This window comes from Pseudomonas sp. UBA6753 (genome assembly GCF_002453565.1).
GTDB classification, from domain to species: Bacteria; Pseudomonadota; Gammaproteobacteria; order Pseudomonadales; family Pseudomonadaceae; genus Aquipseudomonas; species Aquipseudomonas putida_Z.
In genome coordinates, this window is sequence record NZ_DKHD01000032.1 from 361,215 (window position 1) to 382,412 (window position 21,198).

At 63.8% G+C, this 21,198-nt stretch carries 19 protein-coding genes; 7 read left to right on the forward strand and 12 right to left on the reverse strand.

What is annotated here, in order from left to right; genetic code table 11:
• The first annotated feature begins 16 nt into the window (after nucleotides 1-16).
• Nucleotides 17-664 carry an alginate O-acetyltransferase AlgF gene (locus B2790_RS13335; protein WP_046617046.1) on the forward strand — a complete coding sequence of 216 codons (648 nt, stop codon included), beginning with the start codon at nucleotides 17-19 and terminating at the stop codon, nucleotides 662-664.
• 35 nt (nucleotides 665-699) lie between these two features.
• Nucleotides 700-2,154: a mannose-1-phosphate guanylyltransferase/mannose-6-phosphate isomerase gene (locus tag B2790_RS13340; RefSeq protein ID WP_075046291.1), complete on the forward strand. Its 1,455-nt coding sequence runs from the start codon at nucleotides 700-702 to the stop codon at nucleotides 2,152-2,154.
• Nucleotides 2,155-2,235: 81 nt separating this feature from the next.
• On the opposite strand, the gene B2790_RS13345 is transcribed toward B2790_RS13340, so the two are convergent.
• The gene (locus B2790_RS13345) at nucleotides 2,236-3,393 is read right to left on the reverse strand and encodes a hypothetical protein (RefSeq protein ID WP_286918968.1); all 1,158 of its coding nucleotides are present in this window, start codon (nucleotides 3,391-3,393) and stop codon (nucleotides 2,236-2,238) included.
• Between the two features lie 227 nt (nucleotides 3,394-3,620).
• On the opposite strand from B2790_RS13345, the gene B2790_RS13350 reads away from it, so the two are divergent.
• A complete protein-coding gene (locus tag B2790_RS13350) occupies nucleotides 3,621-4,085 on the forward strand; it encodes a hypothetical protein (RefSeq protein ID WP_015271749.1) in 465 nt (154 codons plus the stop codon).
• A 151-nt stretch (nucleotides 4,086-4,236) separates the two neighbouring features.
• Nucleotides 4,237-5,049, forward strand: a complete 813-nt coding sequence (locus B2790_RS13355; protein ID WP_286918969.1) for an SDR family oxidoreductase — start codon at nucleotides 4,237-4,239, stop codon at nucleotides 5,047-5,049.
• A 129-nt stretch (nucleotides 5,050-5,178) separates the two neighbouring features.
• Here B2790_RS13355 and B2790_RS13360 read toward each other — a convergent pair whose 3' ends face one another.
• The 5 genes from B2790_RS13360 to B2790_RS13380 form a co-directional block, all read right to left on the reverse strand.
• A complete protein-coding gene (locus tag B2790_RS13360; protein ID WP_031692690.1) occupies nucleotides 5,179-5,973 on the reverse strand; it encodes an SDR family NAD(P)-dependent oxidoreductase in 795 nt (264 codons plus the stop codon).
• A 123-nt stretch (nucleotides 5,974-6,096) separates the two neighbouring features.
• On the reverse strand, nucleotides 6,097-7,548 hold the full coding sequence (locus B2790_RS13365) for an efflux transporter outer membrane subunit (protein WP_286918970.1): 1,452 nt from the start codon (nucleotides 7,546-7,548) through the stop codon (nucleotides 6,097-6,099).
• Complete coding sequence (locus B2790_RS13370) at nucleotides 7,545-8,606, reverse strand: HlyD family secretion protein (RefSeq protein ID WP_137162380.1); 1,062 nt, start codon at nucleotides 8,604-8,606, stop codon at nucleotides 7,545-7,547. The genes B2790_RS13365 and B2790_RS13370 overlap by 4 nt, the downstream gene beginning before the upstream one ends.
• Nucleotides 8,607-8,633: 27 nt before the next feature.
• Nucleotides 8,634-10,175 carry an MFS transporter gene (locus B2790_RS13375; protein ID WP_286918971.1) on the reverse strand — a complete coding sequence of 514 codons (1,542 nt, stop codon included), beginning with the start codon at nucleotides 10,173-10,175 and terminating at the stop codon, nucleotides 8,634-8,636.
• A 241-nt stretch (nucleotides 10,176-10,416) separates the two neighbouring features.
• Nucleotides 10,417-11,325, reverse strand: a complete 909-nt coding sequence (locus B2790_RS13380; RefSeq protein ID WP_015271755.1) for a LysR family transcriptional regulator — start codon at nucleotides 11,323-11,325, stop codon at nucleotides 10,417-10,419.
• 272 nt (nucleotides 11,326-11,597) lie between these two features.
• Here B2790_RS13380 and B2790_RS13385 point away from each other — a divergent pair, with 272 nt between their 5' ends.
• Nucleotides 11,598-12,047: a universal stress protein gene (locus tag B2790_RS13385; protein WP_286918972.1), complete on the forward strand. Its 450-nt coding sequence runs from the start codon at nucleotides 11,598-11,600 to the stop codon at nucleotides 12,045-12,047.
• Here B2790_RS13385 and B2790_RS13390 read toward each other — a convergent pair.
• From B2790_RS13390 to B2790_RS13410, 5 genes are all read right to left on the reverse strand, one after another.
• Entirely contained in the window at nucleotides 12,044-12,703 is a 660-nt protein-coding gene (locus tag B2790_RS13390) for an Abi family protein (protein ID WP_286918973.1), read from the reverse strand. The genes B2790_RS13385 and B2790_RS13390 overlap by 4 nt on opposite strands.
• A 269-nt stretch (nucleotides 12,704-12,972) precedes the next feature.
• Nucleotides 12,973-13,833, reverse strand: a complete 861-nt coding sequence (locus tag B2790_RS13395; protein WP_013974168.1) for an HlyD family secretion protein — start codon at nucleotides 13,831-13,833, stop codon at nucleotides 12,973-12,975.
• A gap of 10 nt (nucleotides 13,834-13,843) precedes the next feature.
• Nucleotides 13,844-14,044, reverse strand: coding sequence for a DUF1656 domain-containing protein (locus tag B2790_RS13400; protein ID WP_008097766.1), 201 nt, complete (start codon nucleotides 14,042-14,044; stop codon nucleotides 13,844-13,846).
• A 4-nt stretch (nucleotides 14,045-14,048) separates the two neighbouring features.
• The gene (locus B2790_RS13405; RefSeq protein ID WP_025340597.1) at nucleotides 14,049-16,226 is read right to left on the reverse strand and encodes an FUSC family protein; all 2,178 of its coding nucleotides are present in this window, start codon (nucleotides 16,224-16,226) and stop codon (nucleotides 14,049-14,051) included.
• Nucleotides 16,223-17,752, reverse strand: a complete 1,530-nt coding sequence (locus tag B2790_RS13410) for an efflux transporter outer membrane subunit (protein ID WP_286918974.1) — start codon at nucleotides 17,750-17,752, stop codon at nucleotides 16,223-16,225. The genes B2790_RS13405 and B2790_RS13410 overlap by 4 nt, the downstream gene beginning before the upstream one ends.
• 191 nt (nucleotides 17,753-17,943) lie before the next feature.
• Here B2790_RS13410 and B2790_RS13415 point away from each other — a divergent pair, with 191 nt between their 5' ends.
• Together B2790_RS13415 and B2790_RS13420 are read left to right on the forward strand one after the other, a co-directional pair.
• Complete coding sequence (locus B2790_RS13415) at nucleotides 17,944-18,891, forward strand: LysR family transcriptional regulator (protein WP_013974172.1); 948 nt, start codon at nucleotides 17,944-17,946, stop codon at nucleotides 18,889-18,891.
• Nucleotides 18,892-19,068: 177 nt separating this feature from the next.
• Nucleotides 19,069-20,043: a 2-hydroxyacid dehydrogenase gene (locus B2790_RS13420; RefSeq protein WP_085664426.1), complete on the forward strand. Its 975-nt coding sequence runs from the start codon at nucleotides 19,069-19,071 to the stop codon at nucleotides 20,041-20,043.
• A 134-nt stretch (nucleotides 20,044-20,177) separates the two neighbouring features.
• Here the strand turns inward: B2790_RS13420 and B2790_RS13425 are convergent, their stop codons facing one another.
• The gene (locus B2790_RS13425) at nucleotides 20,178-21,080 is read right to left on the reverse strand and encodes a DMT family transporter (RefSeq protein ID WP_286918975.1); all 903 of its coding nucleotides are present in this window, start codon (nucleotides 21,078-21,080) and stop codon (nucleotides 20,178-20,180) included.
• Nucleotides 21,081-21,198 lie beyond the last annotated feature (118 nt).

A 21,198-nucleotide genomic window follows, 5' to 3' on the forward strand; every position in this document is an offset into this window, starting at 1 on the left:
TCAGAGGAACATACATATGACTACCAAGACTTCCATTGCCAAAGCCCTCACCCTCGCAGCCGGCCTGTCCCTGGCCTCCATGCAGGCCTTCGCCGGTGCCGACGCCGCGCTGTATGGCCCGAGCGCGCCGAAAGGCTCGACCTTCGTGCGCCTTTACAACGCTTCCAGCGCACCGGCGGCAGCTTCGGTCGGCAACACCCAGATCAAACAGGTTGGTGCTCAGGGCAGCAGTGACTTCAGCTTCCTGCCAGGGGGGGACTACACCGCCCAGGTCGGCGGCAAGAGCGTGCCGGTCAAGCTGGCTGCGGACAAGTACTACACCCTGGTCAACAGCGCCAGCGGCAACCCGCAGCTGATCGAAGAGCCGCCGTTCAAGAACAAGCAGAAAGCCCTGGTTCGCGTGCAGAACCTGAGTGACCAGCAACTGACCCTGAAGACCGCCGACGGCAAGACCGAAGTGGTCAAGCCGGTGGCCGCCAACGGCCGTGGCGAACGCGAAATCAACCCGGTCAAGGTCAACCTGGCGCTGTACCAAGGAGACAAGAAAGTGGGTGACGTCAAACCCGTCGCCCTGGAGCGCGGCGAAGCCGCAGTGCTGTACGTAACGGGTTCCGGCAACGCCTTGTCGCCGGTGTGGGTAACTCGCCCCGTGGCTAGCAACTGATTCCCCTGCCTCTCAACGACTATTGGAGAAACATGATGATCCCGGTAATTCTTTCTGGTGGTAGCGGTTCCCGTCTGTGGCCTCTGTCGCGCAAGCAGTTCCCCAAGCAGTTCCTGGCCCTGACCAGTGAACACACCCTGTTCCAGCAAACCCTCGAGCGCCTGGTGTTCGAAGGCATGGACACACCGATCGTGGTCTGCAACAAGGACCACAAGTTCATCGTCCAGGAGCAACTGGCCGCGCTGAAGCTGGAAACCCAAGGCATCCTGATGGAACCGTTCGGCCGCAACACCGCGCCGGCCGTAGCCATGGCTGCCATGAAACTGGTCAACGAAGGCCGCGACGAGCTGATGCTGGTGCTGCCCGCCGACCACGTGATCGATGACCAGAAGGCCCTGCAACGCGCCCTGGCCCTGGCCACCGTGGCCGCCGAGCGTGGCGAGATGGTGCTGTTCGGCGTGCCGGCGACCAAGCCGGAAACCGGTTACGGCTACATCCGTTCCAGCCAGGACGCCCTGCTGCCTGAAGGCGTGGCGCGCGTGGCGCAGTTTGTCGAGAAGCCCGACGAAAAACGCGCCGCCGAGTTCGTCCAGGCCGGCGGTTACTTCTGGAACAGCGGCATGTTCCTGTTCCGTGCCAGCCGCTTCCTCGAAGAGCTGAAGAAGCACGACGGCGACATCTACGACACCTGCGTGCTGGCCTTGGAGCGCAGCCAGGAAGACGGTGATGTGCTGAGCATCGACGAAGCCACCTTTGCCTGCTGCCCGGACAACTCCATCGACTACGCGGTGATGGAAAAGACCCAGCGCGCCTGCGTGGTGCCGATGTCGGCCGGCTGGAGCGACGTGGGCTGCTGGTCGTCGCTGTGGGAAGTGCACGAGAAGGACGACAACGGCAACGTCACCAAGGGCGACGTGGTGGTGCAGGACAGCCACAACTGCATGATCCACGGCAACGGCAAGCTGGTGTCGGTGATCGGCCTGGAGAACATCGTGGTGGTCGAGACCAAGGACGCCATGATGATTGCCCACAAGGACAAGGTCCAGGGCGTCAAGCAGATGGTCAAGACCCTCGACGAGCAGGGCCGCAGCGAAACCCAGAACCACTTGGAAGTGTATCGCCCGTGGGGCTCGTACGACTCGGTGGACATGGGCGGCCGCTTCCAGGTCAAGCACATCACCGTCAAGCCGGGCGCCAGCCTGTCGCTGCAGATGCACCACCACCGTGCCGAGCACTGGATCGTGGTGTCCGGCACCGCCGAGGTGACCTGTGACGAGAACGTGTTCCTGCTGACCGAGAACCAGTCCACCTACATCCCGATCGCCTCGGTGCACCGCCTGCGCAACCCGGGCAAGATCCCGCTGGAGATCATCGAAGTACAGTCCGGCAGCTACCTGGGCGAGGATGACATCGAGCGCTTCGAGGATGTGTACGGGCGTACCTCTACACCGATCGAGCGTGGTGTCTCGGTGAAGACCATCGCGCAGTAAAAGTGGCATCCCAGCCATTGCACCAGGCAATGGCTGGGAACCACCCAGGCCAGGGCTGCCCGAGCCCTGCTCAGCTGTGATCTACTCGATCCGGTGACGCAAGAGATAACGGCCACCCAATACTTCCACAATCTTGGAGCCTTCATATTCCCTTATGGTCAACGATACGGGATCCATGTATTTCACGGGCATGTTCAACCAACCGCCCTGGCCGAAAGACAGGTCTCGTTTACCAGCGGCATCGTATCGAATGATCCCACCCGTCGCTTCAACACCCCATATACCGATGAGAATGCCGTCGCCGTCTTGGACCAGGTGAAAAACCTTGGCCGCTCCAACTTCCAAAAATACTGGCTTACCATCGTTATAACTTTCATCTATTCTGCCATCCCGATGCAGACGATAGATGAACTTTGGAAACAGCTCATGTCCTCCACTGCCAGCCACATACAGATAATCGTCGACCTGTAACATCGGCTCCATTACCAGATTGGTGAGCTCATGATCTGGGAGCTTCATGAAATGGACTTCACCATCGCCACCGAAATCTCGCAACAATTTACCTTCGCTATCGATGGCTCTCACCCATCCACGGCCATAGCCTCCAAGGTTGAAAACACCACTCATCAAGAAACCTTCATGCTTACCGGCACTCATGTAAGGCATGATATTCATTGTCTGATATTCGTAACTTGACTTGGGAAAACTTCTCAGCACCCCATTCTCGTTGAATGCTGGGTCCAATTCACCTGTCAACTCAAATTGAGCCATCCCACGAGATACAAGTTGTCGATGCTTACCGTCCGGTAACTGCGGGGATTGATTGACACTCGAGCCGACAATTTCGGTCTGGACCGCCTGAGGTATCGGCACAACTTTTACACCGTTATCCCCGAAGCCCGGATCCAACGCCCCGGTATCGGCGTCAAGTTTGCAGATCAGAAAATTACTATAATTACCAGCTTCACCCGCCAGGCAGGACAGCATGACCACATTTTCTTGCAGACTGAAAGAAAATTTAGTACCAAAACGATCAGGGTTTGGGAATTTCACTACCCCTTGCTCGCCGAAGGATATATCCAGACTTCCTCGATCATCATACCGCAGCACACAAATTTCCCGCTGCGATGATGCTGCCACATAATAATAACCATCTGGCAACCTTGCCGCCCCGTACCAAACTGCCCCCTCAGGAATAGCGAATTCAATCTCAGTCCAGTTTTCGCGAATATTTTCCATTTCTTCCACTCCGATTATAGATACATACAGATTGAAACTAATCAATAATCGAGAAGTTGTAACCTATCAAAAATACCAGGTAACACCTGAATCAATATCCCTACCCAGGGTCATAACCCATCAAACTCTCCTGCTGGCTGATTGATCTAGACGAATCAGGTTTTTGAAGCTTTGTTATTTTGGGCTACGATGGTCTGACCCCGCGCAACCAAGGTCTGCCCGCTTTCATGATCATCGGTGCCTTCCTCATCCTCACCTGGCTGGTGCTGCTGTTGCGCTACCCGGCCAAGGCCCTGCCGATCTCGCTGGCTGCCGTTTGTGGCCTGGGCCTGGTGGCCCTGTTCGTCGTCTGGCAGGACACCCGCGAAACCTCGCAACTGGCCCGCCTGGACCTGCGCCTGACCTACGCTCCCGAACACTGCCCCGCCGACCGGGCCCTGCAGGTGCGCATGAAGAACGGCAACGACGTGCCGCTGACCGAGCTGCGCTGGCGAGTGGCGGCTTACGCGCCGGGCGATACCGTGAACCTGGCGGAGAACACCTACAACGCCCCGCGCTATCGTGGGCCGGGTGAGCTGCAGCCAGGGGCCGAGTGGAAGGACTGCTTGCCCCTGCCGCCACTGCGCTCCGGGTACCGGCCGCAGACCCTGGAGTTTCGTGCAGAGCATCTGCAAGGTACGTTTGCCAACTAATGTATCGCCTGTGCCGGCCCTTTCGCGGGCTTGCCCGCTCCCACAGGTACTGCACAGTACTCAAGAGCTGTGGAGTACCTGTGGGAGCGGGCAAGCCCGCGAAAGGGCCGGCACAGGCAACATCAACTTCCCCTGACAACAGGCCCCAACCATGCCCACCGTCCTGATCACCGGTTGTTCCAGCGGCATCGGCCGCGCCCTGGCCGACGCCTTCCGCGATGCCGGCCACCACGTCTGGGCTACCGCCCGCAAACCTGAGGATGTCGAGCAACTGAACGCCGCCGGCTTCACCGCCCGGCAACTTGATGTGAACGACAGCGAGGCACTGGGCCGCCTGGCCGAGGAACTGGAAAACCTCGATATCCTGATCAACAACGCCGGCTACGGCGCCATGGGCCCGCTGCTCGATGGCGGTGTGGATGCCCTGCGTCAGCAGTTCGAAACCAACGTGTTCGCCGTGGTCGGCGTTACCCGCGCATTGTTCCCACAGCTACGCCGCTCACGGGGCCTGGTGGTGAACATCGGCAGCGTATCAGGCGTGCTGGTCACGCCGTTCGCCGGCGCCTACTGCGCCTCGAAAGCAGCCGTGCATGCCCTGAGCGATGCCTTGCGCCTGGAACTGGCGCCGTTTGGTGTGCAGGTAATGGAAGTGCAGCCAGGGGCGATTGCCTCGCAGTTCGCCAGCAATGCCCAGCGCCAGGCCGAGCAGGTGCTGGCGACGGATTCGGCGTGGTGGCCGTTGCGCGAGCATGTGCAGGCACGGGCGCGGGCTTCGCAGGACAAGCCGACCTCGGCGGCGGTGTTTGCCCAGGGCGTGTTGGCTGCGGTCGGGAAGTCGCCGGTGCCAGCGGTGGTGCGGTTGGGGAACGGCAGTACGGCATTGCCGTTGATGGCCCGGTTACTGCCGCGGCGGGTGCTGGATTGGGCGTTGCGCAAGCGGTTTGGCCTACTGCGCCCGCTCTGATTGTTTGGTTGCCTGTACCGGCCTCTTCGCGGGCTTGCCCGCTCCCACAGGGATAGTGTGATCCCGAAGATTGCACTGTACCTGTGGGAGCGGGCAAGCCCGCGAAGAGGCCGGTACAGGCAAAACAGATCAGGCAATGGAACGCAGCACCCCACCATCCACCCGCAAGGCAGCCCCGGTAGTGGCACTGGCCTGCATCGATGCCAGGTACACCACCATGTTCGCCACCTCCTCCACCGTCGCCAGCCGCTTGATCAGCGAGGTCGGCCGGTGCTCAGCCAGGAAGTTGGCTTCCAGCTCTTCAGTCGATACCCCCTGCTCCTCGGCCAGCTTGGCAAAGAAGTCGCCCACACCTTCCGAACGCGTAGGCCCCGGCAGCACCGAATTCACCGTCACCCCGGTGCCGGCCAGGGTCTCGGCCAGCCCGCGCGACACCGCCAGCAACGCAGTCTTGGTCATGCCGTAATGAATCATCTCGGTCGGGATCTGCAGCGCCGACTCACTGGACAGGAACACCACCCGCCCCCATTTGCGCTCGGCCATGCCTTGGGCATAGTGGCGCGACAGGCGAACGGCGCTGAGCACATTGACGTCGAAGAAACGCTGCCAGTCCTCATCCGCGATCTCGAAGAACGGCTTGGGCTCGAAGATGCCCAGGTTGTTGACCAGGATGTCGGTGTGCGGCACCTGGTTGAACAACTTCTGCGCACCGGCCTGGGTGCCCAGGTCGGCAGCGATGCCGATGATGCGCGCCTGCGGCAGGCGTTCGCGCACAACTTTGAGGGCTTCGTCGACCCGGGCCTGGGTGCGACCGTTGAGGACCACTTCGGCCCCCGCCTCGGCCAGGCCGATGGCGATGGCCAGGCCGATGCCCGCGGTGGAGCCGCTGACGATGGCGCGCTTGCCGTTCAGGGAAATGTGCATCTGTGCCTCCTCATCTGTCTGGGAAATCGCTGGGGCTGCTCAGCAGCCCTTCGCGGGCACGCCCGCTCCTACAGGTTTAACTGTGGGAGCGGGCATGCCCGCGAAGGGCCGCTGGGCGGCCCCCTATGCCTTCTTCACAGGCTGCTCATCAAACGCCTGCCAGCCACCACCCAGGGCCTTGTAAAGCCCCACCAGCGCCTGCGACACCGCCGCCGAACTGTCGATCCACTGCTCCTCGCTGGCCAGCAATGCCCCCTGCACCGTCAGCACATTGAGAAAGTCCACCGCCCCTTCCACATACTGGCGCTGGGCAGTTTCCAGGGCGATGCGGTTCTGCCGCACCGCCTCGGCCAGGTGGTCGCGGCGCAGCTGGCTGGCGTTGTACAGGCGTAGCACATCGTCGATTTCATGCCAGGCACCCAGCACCACCTTGCGGTAGTTCAGCGCCGCTTCCTGCTGCTGCGCCTCGCGCAGTTCCAGGGTGCCCTTGAGCCGGCCACCCTCGAAGATCGGCAGCGACAGCTGTGGCCCGAAGGCGAACCGGCGTGAATCCCAGGCGCCGAAATCGGACAGCTGCATGGCCTGGAACCCGACACTGCCCGACAGCCGGATGCTGGGGTAGAAGTCGGCCTTGGCCACGCCAATGCTTGCAGTGGCAGCATGCAGGCGGGCCTCGGCCTGGCGAATGTCCGGGCGGCGTTCGGCCAGTTCGGACGGCAGGCCAATGGCGAACTTCTGCTGCGGCGCAGGCAGTTCGCCGCCCTGCAGCAACTCGGCCTGCAGGCTGCGTGGCGGTTCGGCGGCGAGCAGGCTGAGAGCGTTGATCAGGTCATCGCGCCGCGCTTCCAGGCTTGGCAGGCGCGACTCGATCGAGGCGACCTGGGCACTGGCCTGGGCCACATCCAGGCGCGTGGCGACACCTTCAGCCTGGCGGTTTTCGGACAACTTCAGGCTGTGCTGGGCGACCTTGAGGTTGTCGCGGGTCACGTCGATGGTGTGCTGCACGGCGCGCAGCTGGATGTAGTTGCCGGCGGTTTCCGAAAGCAATGCCAGCAGCACGCCGCGGCGGTCGTTCTCGGCCACTTCGACCGTGGCATCGGCAGCCTCGACCTGGCGCCGCACACGGCCCCACAGGTCCAGCTCCCAACCGGCCACCAAGTCGCCCTGCCAGAGGTTGAAGGCTTCCTTGCCCGCCTTGCCGGACGGGTCACTCAGGCCTTCGGCACTGTTGCGCGAGCGGCTGTAGCCAGCGTTCACGTCCACCGACGGTACTTGGTCGGCAGCCACGGTGCTGCGCAGGGCGCGGCTTTGCAGCAGGCGGGCACTGGCCATCTGCAGGTCGAGGTTGCGCTCGGCAACGCGCTGGATCAAGGCACTCAGGCGGGCGTCGTGGAAGCTCTCCCACCAGCGCAGTTCCAGCGGTTCGGCCTGCGGCTGGCTGGCCGCCGCCTCGCCTTGCAGCGGCGCCCACTGTTGCGGGGCCTGGCTGTCAGGGCGCTGGAAGTCCGGGCCCAGGGTGCAGCCAGCCATCAATACGGCCAGCAGCAACGGGCTCAAGCGTAATGCCGGTTTCATCGTGCGCTTACCTCTTTGCCGTCCAGCTTGTCGCCACGGGTGTCGATGGTCGCTTCCACCGACATGCCCACGCGCAGGCGGGCAAGCAGCGGCTGGCCGTCATCGAAAACGATCTTCACCGGGATGCGCTGCACCACCTTGGTGAAGTTGCCGGTAGCGTTGTCCGGCTTGACCGCGGCGAAGGTCACGCCGGTGGCCGGGGCGATGCTTTCCACATGGCCTTGCAGCTTCTCACCGGCAAAGGTGTCGACGCTGATGCTCACGGCCTGGCCAGGCTGTACGTGGGTCAGCTGGGTTTCCTGGAAGTTGCCGACCACGTAGGCCTGCTGCAACGGCACCACCGACAGCAGGCGGGCGCCCGGGTTGACGTAGGCACCGACACGCAAGGCGCGCTCGCCGACCATGCCGTCCACCGGCGCGGTGATGCGGGTGTAGGACAGATCGAGCTGGGCCTTTTCCAGCCCTGCCTCGGCCCGCTTCAGCTGGCCGTCGGCACTGGCTACCTGCGCGGTAAGGATATCCACCTGCTTGCGCGCCGCTACCAGCGCCGCCTGGGCATTGGCCAGGCGTGCGCGGGCCTGGTCGACCCCGCTGCGCGCCTGCTGGGCGTTCTGCACGGTGCCGGCGCCCTGCTCGGCCAGGCGGCTGTAGCGGTTGACCTCATGGTCGGCGAACGCAGCTTCGGCCTGGGCAGCTTTCACTGCGGCCTCAGCCTGGGCAATCAGCGACGACTGGCGCTCGAGGGTGGCACGGGCATCGGCGCTTTGCGCCTGGGCCACCAGCAACTGCGCCTGCGCGGCATCCAGCGCGGCCTGGTAGTCACGGGCATCGATGGTCGCCAGCAACTGGCCGGCCTTGACCTGCTGGTTGTCCTCCACCAACACCTCCTTGATGAAGCCGGCGATCTTGGGCGCGACCACGGTGTAGTCGGCGATCACATAGGCGTCATTGGTGCTCTGGCGGTGGTCACTGCCGAACATCCAGGGGCCAGCGATGCCGGCCAGGACGGCCACGGCAAGCACCGAGCCGATGAACAGGGTTTTGCGGTTGTTGGTCATTTCAGTGTTCTCGAATTCATCCAGGGTTCAGGCCACCGCGCGCGGCGGATAGACCCGGGTAGGCACGAAAGGAATCAGGCAGATCAGGGCCACGGCAATGCAGGCCATGACCAGGTAGAGGTCGGCCGAGGTCAGCACCAGCGCCTGGTCGTGGATGCGCCTGGCAAGGCCGGCTGCGTTACCGTCGACCAGCGGGGCGTTGCCCAGGCTGTCCACCAGGTGGTTGGAATGGAAGTGCCGGCGCAGGGTGCCAAGGGCGTCCAGCAGGCCACCGGCGATCACCGCGGCCAGGCCCTTGACGGTGTTGAACCAGCTGGAGGCGAACGGGCCTTCCTGCGGGGTCATGCCGTTGGTGGACAGCATCAGCAGCGGCAGCACTGCCATTGGCTGGCCGAACACCTGCAGCAGGTAGAACGGGTAGAAGTCGCCACGGATCCACTCGCTGGTCAGCAGGCTGCTGCCGACACAGGACGCCGCCAGCATCGCCAGGCCGATGCCCAGCACCCAACGGCAGTCCACCGCGCGGATGTTGCACAGCGCCGCCGTCAGCGGCAGGGCGATCAACTGCGGCATGGCCACCAGCATCATCAGCGGGCTGGTCTGCGCCGGGCGGTAGCCCTGGATCTGCGCCAGGTAGGCCGACGGAATGCTGCCAACGCCCGAGAGCACGATCAGCACACCGGCCAGGGTCACCAGGGCGAAACTCAGGTTGCGCCGTGACAGCATGCGCAACTGGAAGAACGGCAGCGGCTCGGACCATTCGTTGTACATGAACAGCACCAGCAACAGCAGGCCACCGCCGAACAGCCAGCAGATCAGCGGCGAATCGAACCAGCCCCAGCGGTCACCCAGCGACAGGCCCAGCACGATGCAGCTGATGGCGGGCAAGCCGAGCAGCACACCGCGCCAGTCGAACTGCTTGAAGCGCTCCAGGCGCAGCGGGTCCTGCGGCAGGCCCCAACCGACGCAGAACATGGCCAGCGCCGAGGGCAGGATGATCTGCCAGAACGCCCACTGCCAACCGACGTATTCGGTCCACAGCCCTGCCAGCGGCGTGCCGAGGTTGGGGCCGAAGGTGGCAGTGAGGGCATAGCAGGCCAGGCCATAGACCTTGATGCCCGGTGGCAGGAAGCGCAGGGCCACGCTCATCAACATCGGCGGCAAGGCGCCAGAGGCGAAGCCCTGGAGCACACGCAGCAGCATCAGGCTGTGCAGGTTGGGGGCGAACGGTTGCAGCAGGCCGAGCACGGCGAACAGGCCGATGGCGCACATGGTGAAGCGCCGCAGCGAGAACGTGGTGGCCAGCCATGGCGCGAAGGCCATGGCCGAGACCGAGGCAGCGCTGTAGACCGCCAGCAGCCAGGCGCCTTCGTCGGCACCGATACCCATGGCCCCACGGATATCGGCCAGGGAGATCTTGGTCACCGACTCGTTGAGGCCCGCGCACAACACGGCCAGCAGCACACCGAACAGCCCGACCACTACCTGCAGGCCGAACGCAGTCTGCGCAGGCGCGGCCGGCGCGGGGGCGGCGGCAATCGCGGCAGACGGGGCGGACAGGGAACTCATGGGCAGACATCTCCAGCAACAAATTTGCGACTGGAGCAAGTCTAAGAAGGTCGAATGCTGACGAAAACTGACTTATCGGTAGGTTTATGTTGCGTCAGGCGCAATCCACTTTGAAACCGAGTCGCCTGCTTCGCGGGCGCGCCCGCTCCCACAGAAAAATCACAGGGCCTGAGGGCTGTGGTGTACCTGTGGGAGCGGCGGTGCGGCGGTCCGACATGCCCGCGAAGAAGCCAACCCGGAATCAAGGGTCGACACTGCAGCAAGCCTTCAGGGTCTGCCGCAGCCACCGATGTGCCGGGTCATTGTGAAACCGGGGGTGCCATGCCTGCAGCACGGTCACTCGCTCCAGCGGGACCGGGATCTCGAACGAGCGCAGCGGCAGCCCGAGCTTGTGCACGCTGTTGAGGATGTTGGCCGGCATCGGCAGGATCAGGTCGGAATCCGGCAGCGAGAACAGCGCCGAGTGAAAACTCGGGGTAATCAGCGCCACCCGCCGCTGCACCTTGAAGTTGGCCAGTTCCACATCGATCGGCCCATTGGCACGGCCACGGCGGGACACGCTGATCTGTGGATAACTGGCAAAACTGTGCGCCGTGATCGGCTGCTCGAAAATCGGGTGGTCGCGCCGCGCCAGGCCCACGTAGTAGGTCTGGAACAGGCTCTGCACCTTGATCTCCGGCCCCAGGTCCACGGTCGAGCTGATGATCAGGTCGGTCCGCCCGTCGCGCAGCACGCTGTCATCATCGCCGCCGGGGCTTTCCGGCACGAAGCGCAGCACCGTGCGCGGTGCCTGCTCGTGCATGCGCCGCAGCAGCTGGGCGCCGTAGAGGGCGATGAACAGGTCGTTGGTGCGGATGTTGAAGGCCCGGTCAAGCTTGGGCAGGTCGACCTCGTCGCCACTGCGGAACACCTCGCCGGCCTGCTCCACCAACGCCGCCACCTGCTCGCGCAGGGCCAGCGCCCGCGGTGTCGGCACCAGGCCGCGACCGGCGCGCACCAGGATCGGGTCACCCAACGCATCGCGGATACGCCCCAGGGTCCGGCTCATCGCCGCCGGGCTCAGGTTCATGCGCTGTGCCGCGCCGACCACGCTGCCCTCGTCGAGCAGGGCATCGAGGGCGACGAGCAGGTTCATGTCCGGGAGTTGCATGGCCGTTTTCCGTTACAGCTGTGGGGGATGGCGATGGTAGCAGGTTGCTGGATTGCACCAGACGCAATGCGCTCGTGCGTGGTGGGGCATTTATTCACTGGCAGTGTTCGGCCTTAAATGAAGCATTGGCAGGTCTGGCCCTTTCGCGGGCACGCCCGCTCCCACAGGAACCCCACAATGCTCGAGTGATGTGCGGTACCTGTGGGAGCGGGCATGCCCGCGAAAGGGCCGCCCCTGCAGATACATCATCCAGCTTTTGCCAAGGACCCCACATGCCCAGCCCCGTCCTGATCGCCATCGACGCCTCCCCTGCATCCACTGCCCTGCTCACCCTTGCCCGCCACTACTGCCGCCCCGGCGAACACGAACTGCATGTGCTGCTGGCCATCGACTCTACCTTCGCCGTCCACGACCAACCCGCGCCTTACACCGCAGAAGAACTGGAAGAATACCCCGCCGCCTGCGAAGAGCAGCACCAGGCCGACCAGGCCGTGGCCGAGGCGGTGCGCGAGTTGCAGCAAGCCGGCTTCGCCAGCCGGGGCTGCATGGTGGCCGGGCAGCCGGTCGAGGCGATCGTGGCCAAGGCGCAGGAACTGAATTGTGAACTGATCATCATGGGCCACCGCCACCTGTCGCGGCTGGGGCGGATGCTGGACCCGTCGATCAGCGCGAAGGTGATTGATCGGGTGAAGGTACCAGTATTGGTGGGGGCTGCTGGTTAGCAGTCACAGGCGGTGCAGCAAACCCAGTTTGACCATGCTTCGGAAAAACCATCATAGCGGGTAAGCCAAGGTTTCAACTCCGGGCTTACCCAACCAATAACTTCCAGGCAGAGCAGATGCCGTTGCCGAATATCGGGTTCCAACCAGAGCAAGGCATCGTGGTGAGCTGCTCGATTGCGTAGATCCCGAATCAGATTCAATACCTTTGAAATTTCATTTCTTTGGCGCCTTTTCTTCGGGCACCGGGGGAAGGCAAGGCGTAACTCCTTCCAGAACGCCTGCTCGTGCCTGGTGTTCAGCAGGGAGACCCAAAAACCAAAGCTAAGATCAGAAATGATTTTGTCAGGTGTTGCGGCATGGCGCTTCACCTTGATCGATGCCTTGGCCTTCTCGATTTCCGACCTGTCGACAGCAGTGAGTGACTCCGCCACCTCCCACCAATCGGCTCGCCCGTACTTGAGCCGCAAAGCCTGATGCATGGCGTTGCGCAGGCTGACTTCCAATACGTGCAGGCACGGGTAGATTGCTTGCCCAAGCAGCATGTTATGGGCATACGCAGTAGCGGCGGCGGTTTTACGAGGGTTGATGGCGTATCGAGCAAGGCGAGGCTTGGAAAAAGCCTGCTCAAGAAATTGGCTCCAGTCCCGGTTTGTCAAACTCGTCCTTCCTGTATTAGCATTCGCGATGCAGCCCTATGTCGCCCTCTCCCAGAAGACCTGATGGTCATGCTGGTGATGACGCTAGGTACGTATCAATGGCCCCGCATTGCGGGGCCATTCCTTTCCCGACTCACTGCCAGAGCAAGCTGCAGGCGACTCGAAAACGGCATTGTGCAGCGCGAACTACAGGCGACTCATGACATCCGCTTCCTACCCTCGTGTAGTCCTTTTCCTGAAGACGCCAAAAAGTCCAACCTAAGCTGTGATCATCCCTCGCTCGGCTTCACCACCACCGTACAGGTCGTCCCCGCCGCCAGCAAAAACCCGTCCGGCACTTCATCGATATGAATGCGCACCGGCACCCGCTGCGCCAGCCGCACCCAGTTGAAGGTCGGGTTCACATCGGCGATCAACTCGCGGCTCTGTGGGTTGTCGCGGTCGTAGATGCCGCGGGCGATGCTCTCCACGTGGCCCTTGATGCGCTCGCCGCTCATCATCTGCAACTCGGCCTGGTCCCCCACCTTCACATGCGGCAGCTTGGTCTCCTCGAAGAACCCGTATACCCAGAACGAGTTCTCGTCGACCACCGCCATCACCGCTTCACCGGTACGCGCATAGTCACCCTTGTGGATATTCAAGTTGGTCACGTAGCCGTCCACCGTGGCCACGATATGCGTGCGCTTGAGGTTCAGTTCGGCGGCTGCCAGTTCGGCAAGGGCCTGCTGGTAGTCCGCCTGGGCGGAGTTGGCGATGTTGCTGGCGTCGTCGCGGTTTTCCTTGGAGATCACCAGGTTGTCCATGTCGGCACGGCGCTTGGCGTTGACCTTGCGCATCTCCCAGGTGGCCTTGCGCGATGCAACCTGCGCCTTGGCCTGGTCGACCGCCAGTTGGTAATGCTCGGGGTCGATCTGGATCAACAGGTCGCCCTTCTTCACCCGCTGGTTGTCCTTGACCGGCACATCCACCACATAGCCAGGCACGTCGGCGGCGACGTTGATGATGTCGGCACGCACACGGCCGTCGCGGGTCCATGGCGTGGTCATGTAGTGCAGCCACAACTGGCGACCGATCACCACGGCAGCGGCAAGCACCAACAAGGTGGCGATCAGGCTGAAGAACTTTTTCATCGAAGGATTCTCACCAGTAGAGCGACAGCGCCAAAGCGCCGAACAGGCAGACGAACAGGCTCAGGCGCAGCAGCGCCGGGTGCCAGAAGAAGCGGTAGCCATCATGGCTGGCAATGAACCGGTCCAGGCCCCAGGCCAGGCCCAGGGCGAACAGGAACATCAAGGTCATGGTGGGCATGTACACGCCATGGAAAGCGATTTCACGGGGCATGGTTTCACGGAGCATCGTGCAGTCCTTTCGCCGGTGCCAACGGCGACTGTGGGTCGAGCAGGGAAGAACGGATGAAGTGCAGGTAGCTTTGCGCGCGGCGCAGCACCGAAGTGTCGAAGTGGCGGGCGAAGGGCTCGTCGGTGGCCTGCACGCGGGCGATGGCATGGTCCACCGCCACCAGCGCGCGTTCGTGGTTGCTGGCGCTGGGCTGCAGGAACAGCCGAGCCAGGGCACGGCCCATCACGCGGATCGCCTGGCGCCAGGGCTGCGACTCGGCGTAGGCCGGGTGCACCGGCGCACGGGCCTGTTCCTTGCGCAGCTCGATGATGGCGTGGCCGATTTCCAGCACGGTGAACATCCAGCCCATCAACTGGCTCTGTACCTGCGGCTTGCCGGCTGCCAGGCCGTAGGCCTGGTGCAGCAGGTCACGGGTGCGGCTTTCGAAGGCCGTGCCGATGCCGCGCAGGCGGCCGCTGATGGCGAACAGCACCTGCTCGCGCAGTTCCTGCTCCAGGCGGCTCCACAGCCAGCGGCTGTTGGGCGGCAGGATGATCGCACCGGCAGCGGCACAGACGAACATGCCGATGACCATGCCGATGTAGTCGTTGATGAAGGTGTATGGGTCATACACGGTGAGGTTGTTCGGCACCGAACCGATGGCGAAGAACACCAGCAGGCCGATGCCGTAGCCGGCATAGGCCGGCCGTGACGAGAGGAACGCGCCCAGCACGAACACCGGTGCCAGGACCATGCACAGCAGCGGGAAACCGTCGATCCAGGGGAACACGAAGAAGGTTTCGAAGAAGCCGACGAAGGCACCAATCGCCGTGCCGCAGGCCATCTGGAACGACATGCGCTTGGGGTTCGGCGAGGCTGCCGACAGGCCCACGGTGACGGTGGCGATCAGGGTCATCATGGCGCCGCTGGGCCAGTCGCTGAACAGCCAGTAGCTGCCCAGCAGCAACAGCACCGCCGAGGCGCGCACACCGGCGGCCAACGATACCAGCCAGCTGGTCTGCGCCACGTAGGGCTCATCCCACTGCTCGCGTTCGTGCCGGTGCGCAGCCAGCGAGGCGTGGGTTTCGGCGTAGCCGTACATCTCGTCGACGAAGCGGTAGAGCAGCTCGAAGGCGGTGTGGAAGTCGAGCAGGTCGGACTCGCTCGGCTCGGTTGCCAGGTACTCGGCGCGCAGGCCGCGCACCTGTGCCTGCAAGCCTTCCTTGTAGGCGGCCAGCTCCAGGGTCAGGCGTAGCGCATCGGCGTCGGTCAGCGCCCGGCCCACGTAGGGCTGCAACAGCTCCACCAGGGTGTTCAGGCCTGGCTCGATGGCGCCGACGATCTGCAGCGGGCCGCGGGCGCGCAGGCGCTCCAGCAACCGGTGCAGGGCATTGAAGCGTGTGGTGATGGCCATGAACTCGCTGTTCATGCGCACCAGGCGACCAGAGCGCCGGCGCATGTGCGGGTCTTCGAAGGCGGTGACGTTGCGCAGGCTCTCGAGCCCCACTGCTTCAGCGACGAAGCGCACGTTGCTGCTCTCGAAGCGGTCCCGCTGGCTTTCGCCGCGCAGGGCCTCGACCACCACCCCGGCGAACACGCCAAAGCGCTGGTACAGGGCGTTGCGCATGGCGGCACTGGCCGACTGCGGCAGGATCGCGGCGCTGACGAAGGTCGATACCAGGATGCCCAGGGCAATTTCCAGCACCCGCCATACCGCCGCCATGAACGCCTGGTCAGGGTGCTCCAGCACCGGCAGGCCGATCATCGCCGCGGTGTAGCCGGCCAGCACGAAACCATAGGCGCGGAAGGTGCGATAGCGCATGGCACCGGCCGAGCACAGGCCTACCCACAGGGCCAGGCTGGGCAGGAACAGCTCGGTGTTCTGCGGGAATATGGCGATCAGCGCCACCATCATCGCCGAGCCGGCCAGGGTGCCGAGCACCCGGTAGAAGCTCTTGGCGAACACATGCCCGCTTTGCGGCTGCATGACGATGAACACGGTGATCATCGCCGTGCGCGGTTGCGGCAACTCCAGGCGCATGGCCAGCCACAGGGTGATGAACGCAGCGGCCAGCACCTTGAAGATGTACACCCAGGTCACCCCGTCGGTGCGCGCCCAGGCAAAGAAGCCCCGGCGCCATTCCAGGCTCTGCAGCCAGCGCACGGGCAAACTGGAAGTGCTCATTCGGCGTTATCCGGCTTCTTGTCGAAAATGGCCAGGGTGGCCGGGGTTTTCGGTACGGCCTGGCGCTCCTCTTTCGGCACATCCTGACCAGCCTGCAAGCCACCGCCCAGGGCGGTGACCAACTCGGCATGGGCAATCAGGCGGGCAGCCTGCACCTGCTGTTGCACCTGCTGCTGGCGGAACAGCAAGGTCTGGGCGTTGAGCACGTTCAGGTAGTCGGTAAGGCCACGCTGGAAGGCGACCATGGCGATGTCGTAGGTTTTCTGCGCGGCCGCGACCGACTCGGCGGCGAAGTGCGACTGCTCCTTCATCGACTCACGGCGGATCAGCTGGTCGGAGATGTTCTTCAGCGCACCGACCACGGTCTGGTTGTAGCGTGCCACGGCCACGTCATAGCCCGCCGAGGCCACGCCCAGCTGCGAGCGCAGGCGGCCACCGTCGAAGATAGGCAGGCTGATGGCCGGGCCGACGTTGTAGTTGAACTTGCGCCCGGTGAGGAACTCCAGCGGGCCACCGCCGGTTGCCATGAAGCCAAGGCTGCCGACCAGGTCGACGTTGGGGAAGAAGCCGGCATGGGCGACATCGATGCCCCGCGCCTGGGCGGCCACCTGCCAACGGCTGGCGACCACGTCGGGGCGCTGGCCGACCAGTTCGGCCGGCAGGTTCGACGGCAGCTTCAGCGGCGCGGCCAGGGCCAGGCTCGGGCGCTGCAACTGCGCGCCCTCCCCCGGGCCCTTGCCGGCCAGGGCGGCCAGCTGGTTGCGGGCCAGGGCAATTTCTTCATCCAGGCTGTCGAGCTGGCGGTGGGTTTCCGGCAACGGCGCTTCGGCCTGGCTGACTTCGAAGTGAGTGCCGATGCCGGCATCCAGGCGGCGCTTGGCCAAGGCCAGGATCTGCTCCTGCTGTTCCAGCTCGGCCTTGACGATATCGCGCTGGGCGAAGTGCAGGCTCAGCTGGATGTAGGCGCGCACCACGTTGTTCTGCAGCTCCAGTTGCGCCTGGCGGGCTTCGGCCACGCTCATGTGCGCCTGGTCCACGGCCTGCTCGCTGGCGTTGCGTTCGCGGCCCCACAGGTCAAGTGCATAGCTGAAGCCAATGGCGGCGTTGTTGTCCCAGGTATTGGCGCCGGACAGCGCGCCCGGGCCGTAGAACTGGTCTTCAGGCCAGTTGTGGCGCTTGAGCGTGGCCTGGCCGTTGGCCTGGAGTTTTTCCGCCGACTCGACCACGCCAGCCATGGCCTTGGCTTCGCGTACCCGCGCCGCAGCCATGGCCAGGCTCGGGCTGCCGGCCACGGCCAGGGCAACCCAGCGGTCCAGCTGTGGGTCGCCATAGGCGTGCCACCACTGCTGGTCGGGCCAGTGGGCGTCGGTCGCGGCTTCGCGTATGGCCGCGTCGGTGGTCAGGGTGTTGGCTTGCAGCGTCTTGCTTTGCGGGGCAATGCCCCAGGTTCCGATACAGCCGCTCAAGGTGAGGGCAAGGGCACAGGCACTGAACGCATTGAGCGTTCTGATGATGCGACGCGGCACAGCTGCGATTTCCCGAGGAAGAGGTAAAGGGGCCGGGCAATTCTAGGGGGCGGCAGCACTGGCGATAAGCGTGGATTCCTGCGAATCTTTGTTACCAAAACAGCGATAATCCGCCTTTGGTCGAAGGCAACTTTTCATCTCTTTTACGTTACTTCGTGACACAATTTTGTCCTCTACATCGAGAGTGACCCATGGACACCCTGCAAAACATGCGTGCTTTCAGTTGCGTAGCCCAACTCGGCAGCTTTACCGCTGCCGCCGGGCAACTGGATACGACCACCGCGAACGTGTCGCGGGCAGTCTCCAACCTGGAAGCCCATCTGCAAACAAGGCTGCTCAATCGCACCACCCGCCGCATTGCGCTGACCGAAGCCGGCAAGCGCTACCTGATGCGTTGCGAACAGATTCTTACCTATGTCGAAGAAGCCGAGGCCGAGGCCAGCGACGCCCATGCCCGCCCGGCCGGGCAGTTGAAGGTGCACTCGATGACCGGGGTCGGTCAGCACTTCGTGGTCGACGCCATCGCCCGCTACCGCGAATCGCACCCGGACGTGACCTTCGACCTGACCATGGCCAACCGCGTGCCCGACCTGCTCGACGAGGGCTATGACGTGTCCATCGTGCTGGCCACCGAACTGCCCGACTCGGGGTTCGTGTCCCAGCGCCTGGGCATCACCTACAGCATCGTCTGCGCCTCGCCCGCCTACATCGCCCGCCACGGCGTTGCACACAAGCCTGCCGACCTGCTCAAGCACGCCTGCCTGCGCATGGTCAGCCCGGTGATCCCGTTGGAGAAATGGCTGTTCGACGGGCCGGAAGGCCAGGAGATGGTCAACATCACCAGCTCGCCGTTCATGGTCAATACTGCCGATGCCATGAAGACCGCCATCCGCAGCGGCATGGGCGTGGGCGTGCTGCCGATCTATTCGGCCATCGACGGCCTGCGCGATGGCAGCCTGGTACGGGTGCTGCCCGAGTACCGGCTGCAGGAGCTGAACCTGTACGCCATCTACCCGTCGCGGCAGTACCTGGATGCCAAGATCAAGACCTGGGTCGAGTACCTGCGCAACTCGCTGCCGGAGATTCTGGCAGCCCATGAGGCGGACCTGAAAACCCATCAGGTGATGATCGCCAACTAAAAAGCTGCTGCATTGCGGGGGCGGACAATGGTAGGTTGCTAACCATTGTCAGGCCATTCGCGGGCACGCCCGCTCCCACAGGTAATGCACAGGCCTTCAATCTGTGCGGTACCTGTGGGAGCGGGCGTGCCCGCGAAGAAGCCCCCACCGTCCCACGCCTTGCAGAGAAGTTGCCCGATGAAAAAGACCGTCCTGGCCTTCAGCCGTATCACCCCGGCCATGGCCGAACGCCTGCAGCAAGACTTCAACGTGATCGTGCCGAACCCCAAGCTCGGCGACATCAATGCCCAGTTCAACGAAGCCCTGCCCGAGGCCCATGGCCTGATCGGTGTTGGCCGCAAGCTCGGCCGGGCGCAACTCGAAGGGGCGGCCAGGCTGGAGGTGGTATCCAGCGTGTCGGTCGGCTACGACAACTACGACCTGGACTACTTCAACGAACGCGGCATCGCCCTGACCAACACCCCCGACGTGCTGACCGAAAGCACCGCCGACCTGGGCTTCTCGCTGATCATGGGCTGCGCCCGCCGCACCGCCGAGCTGGATGCCTGGACCAAGGCCGGCAACTGGCAAGCTACCGTGGGCCCGGCCCACTTCGGCAGCGATGTGCACGGCAAGACCCTGGGCATCGTCGGCATGGGCAACATCGGTGCCGCCATTGCCCGTCGCGGCCGGTTCGGTTTCAACATGCCGGTCATCTATTCCGGCAACAGCCGCAAGAGCGCGCTGGAGCAAGAGCTGGGCGCGCAGTTCCGCAGCCTGGAGCAACTGCTGGCCGAAGCCGACTTTGTCTGCATCGTGGTGCCGTTGTCCGATGCCACCCGCAAGCTGATCGGTGCGCGTGAGTTGCAACTGATGAAGCCGAGCGCGTTCCTGATCAACATCGCCCGCGGGCCGGTGGTGGACGAGGCTGCGCTGATCGAGGCACTGCAGAACGGCACCATTCGCGGTGCGGGCCTGGACGTGTACGAGAAAGAGCCGCTGAGCGATTCGCCGCTGTTCAAGCTGCCCAATGCCCTGACCTTGCCGCACGTTGGCTCGGCCACTGCCGAAACCCGCGAGGCCATGGCCAACCGGGCAATCGACAACCTGCGCGCGGCGCTGCTGGGTGAGCGGCCGCGGGATCTGGTAAATCCGCAGGTGTGGAAAGGCTGATAGCCCCCTGCTCCCTGCCCTGGCCCTTTCGCGGGCTCGCCCGCTCCCACAGGTACACCACCGCCCTAAATGCCTGTGCAGTACTTGTGGGAGCGGGCGAGCCCGCGAAAGGGCCGGCACAGGCAACCCATCACCTATTTGGCCACCACAACACCCTCAGCCACCCTGGCCTTGGGCTTGCGAAACACCAGCACATTCCCCGCCATCACCGCCACCAACCCCAACAAGGCCGGTGCTGTCCACTGATACCCCTCGGCCACCGCCGACACATTCAGCGCCACCAAGGGGAACAGCACCGTGCAGTACGCTGCCCGCTCCGGCCCCATGCGCCCGACCAGGGTCAGGTAGGCGGTAAAGGCAATCACCGAGCCCGGCACCACCAGGTACAGCAACGAGCCGATGTACCGCACGTTCCACTCCATGCTGAATGGCACGCCGCTGGCCACGCAGAACACCGCCAGCATCACCGCCCCGTAGACCATGCCCCAGGCATTGGTGGTCATGGGTTTGAGCCCGGCCTTCTGCTGCATGCTCGACAGCATGTTGCCGGCCGAGAAGCAAAGCGTGCCGAGCAGGGCCAGGCCAAGGCCGTACAGGGTTTCGCGGCTGGCCGCGTGGTGGGACAGCTCGGGCCAGAACAGCAGCCCCAGGCCAAGTAGCCCCAAGGCGCCGCCGCCGAGCACGTTGCTGGCGATCTTCTGGCCGAAGAAGATCCGCGCGTTGAGTGCATTCCACAGGGTGGCGGTGGAGAACACCACGGCGATCAGGCCGCTGGCAATACACTGGCTGGCGCTGAGGAAGCAGATGAAGTTGACGCAGAACAGGCACAGGCCCTGGGCCAGACAGATCTGGTGGCCACGCCGGTTCATCGGTTGCAGGCGGCGGGTGAGCAGCAGGAAGGCGAACAGGATCAGCCCGGCCAGGGCGAAGCGGTATACGATCGAGACCGGAATGGCGACCACGCCCAGCTGGAGTTTCAGGGCGATCCAGGTGGTGCCCCAGATCAGGACGGTTAGCAAGTAGAGTGACAGGTTCATCGGTGGTACTCCTCAGGCGATCGACCATGCATCCCGGGGCCGCGATGCGGCCCATCGCCGGCAAGCCAGCTCCCACAAGTACAGCGCCAAGCTCGAGGCTGGCGCGGTCCCTGTAGGA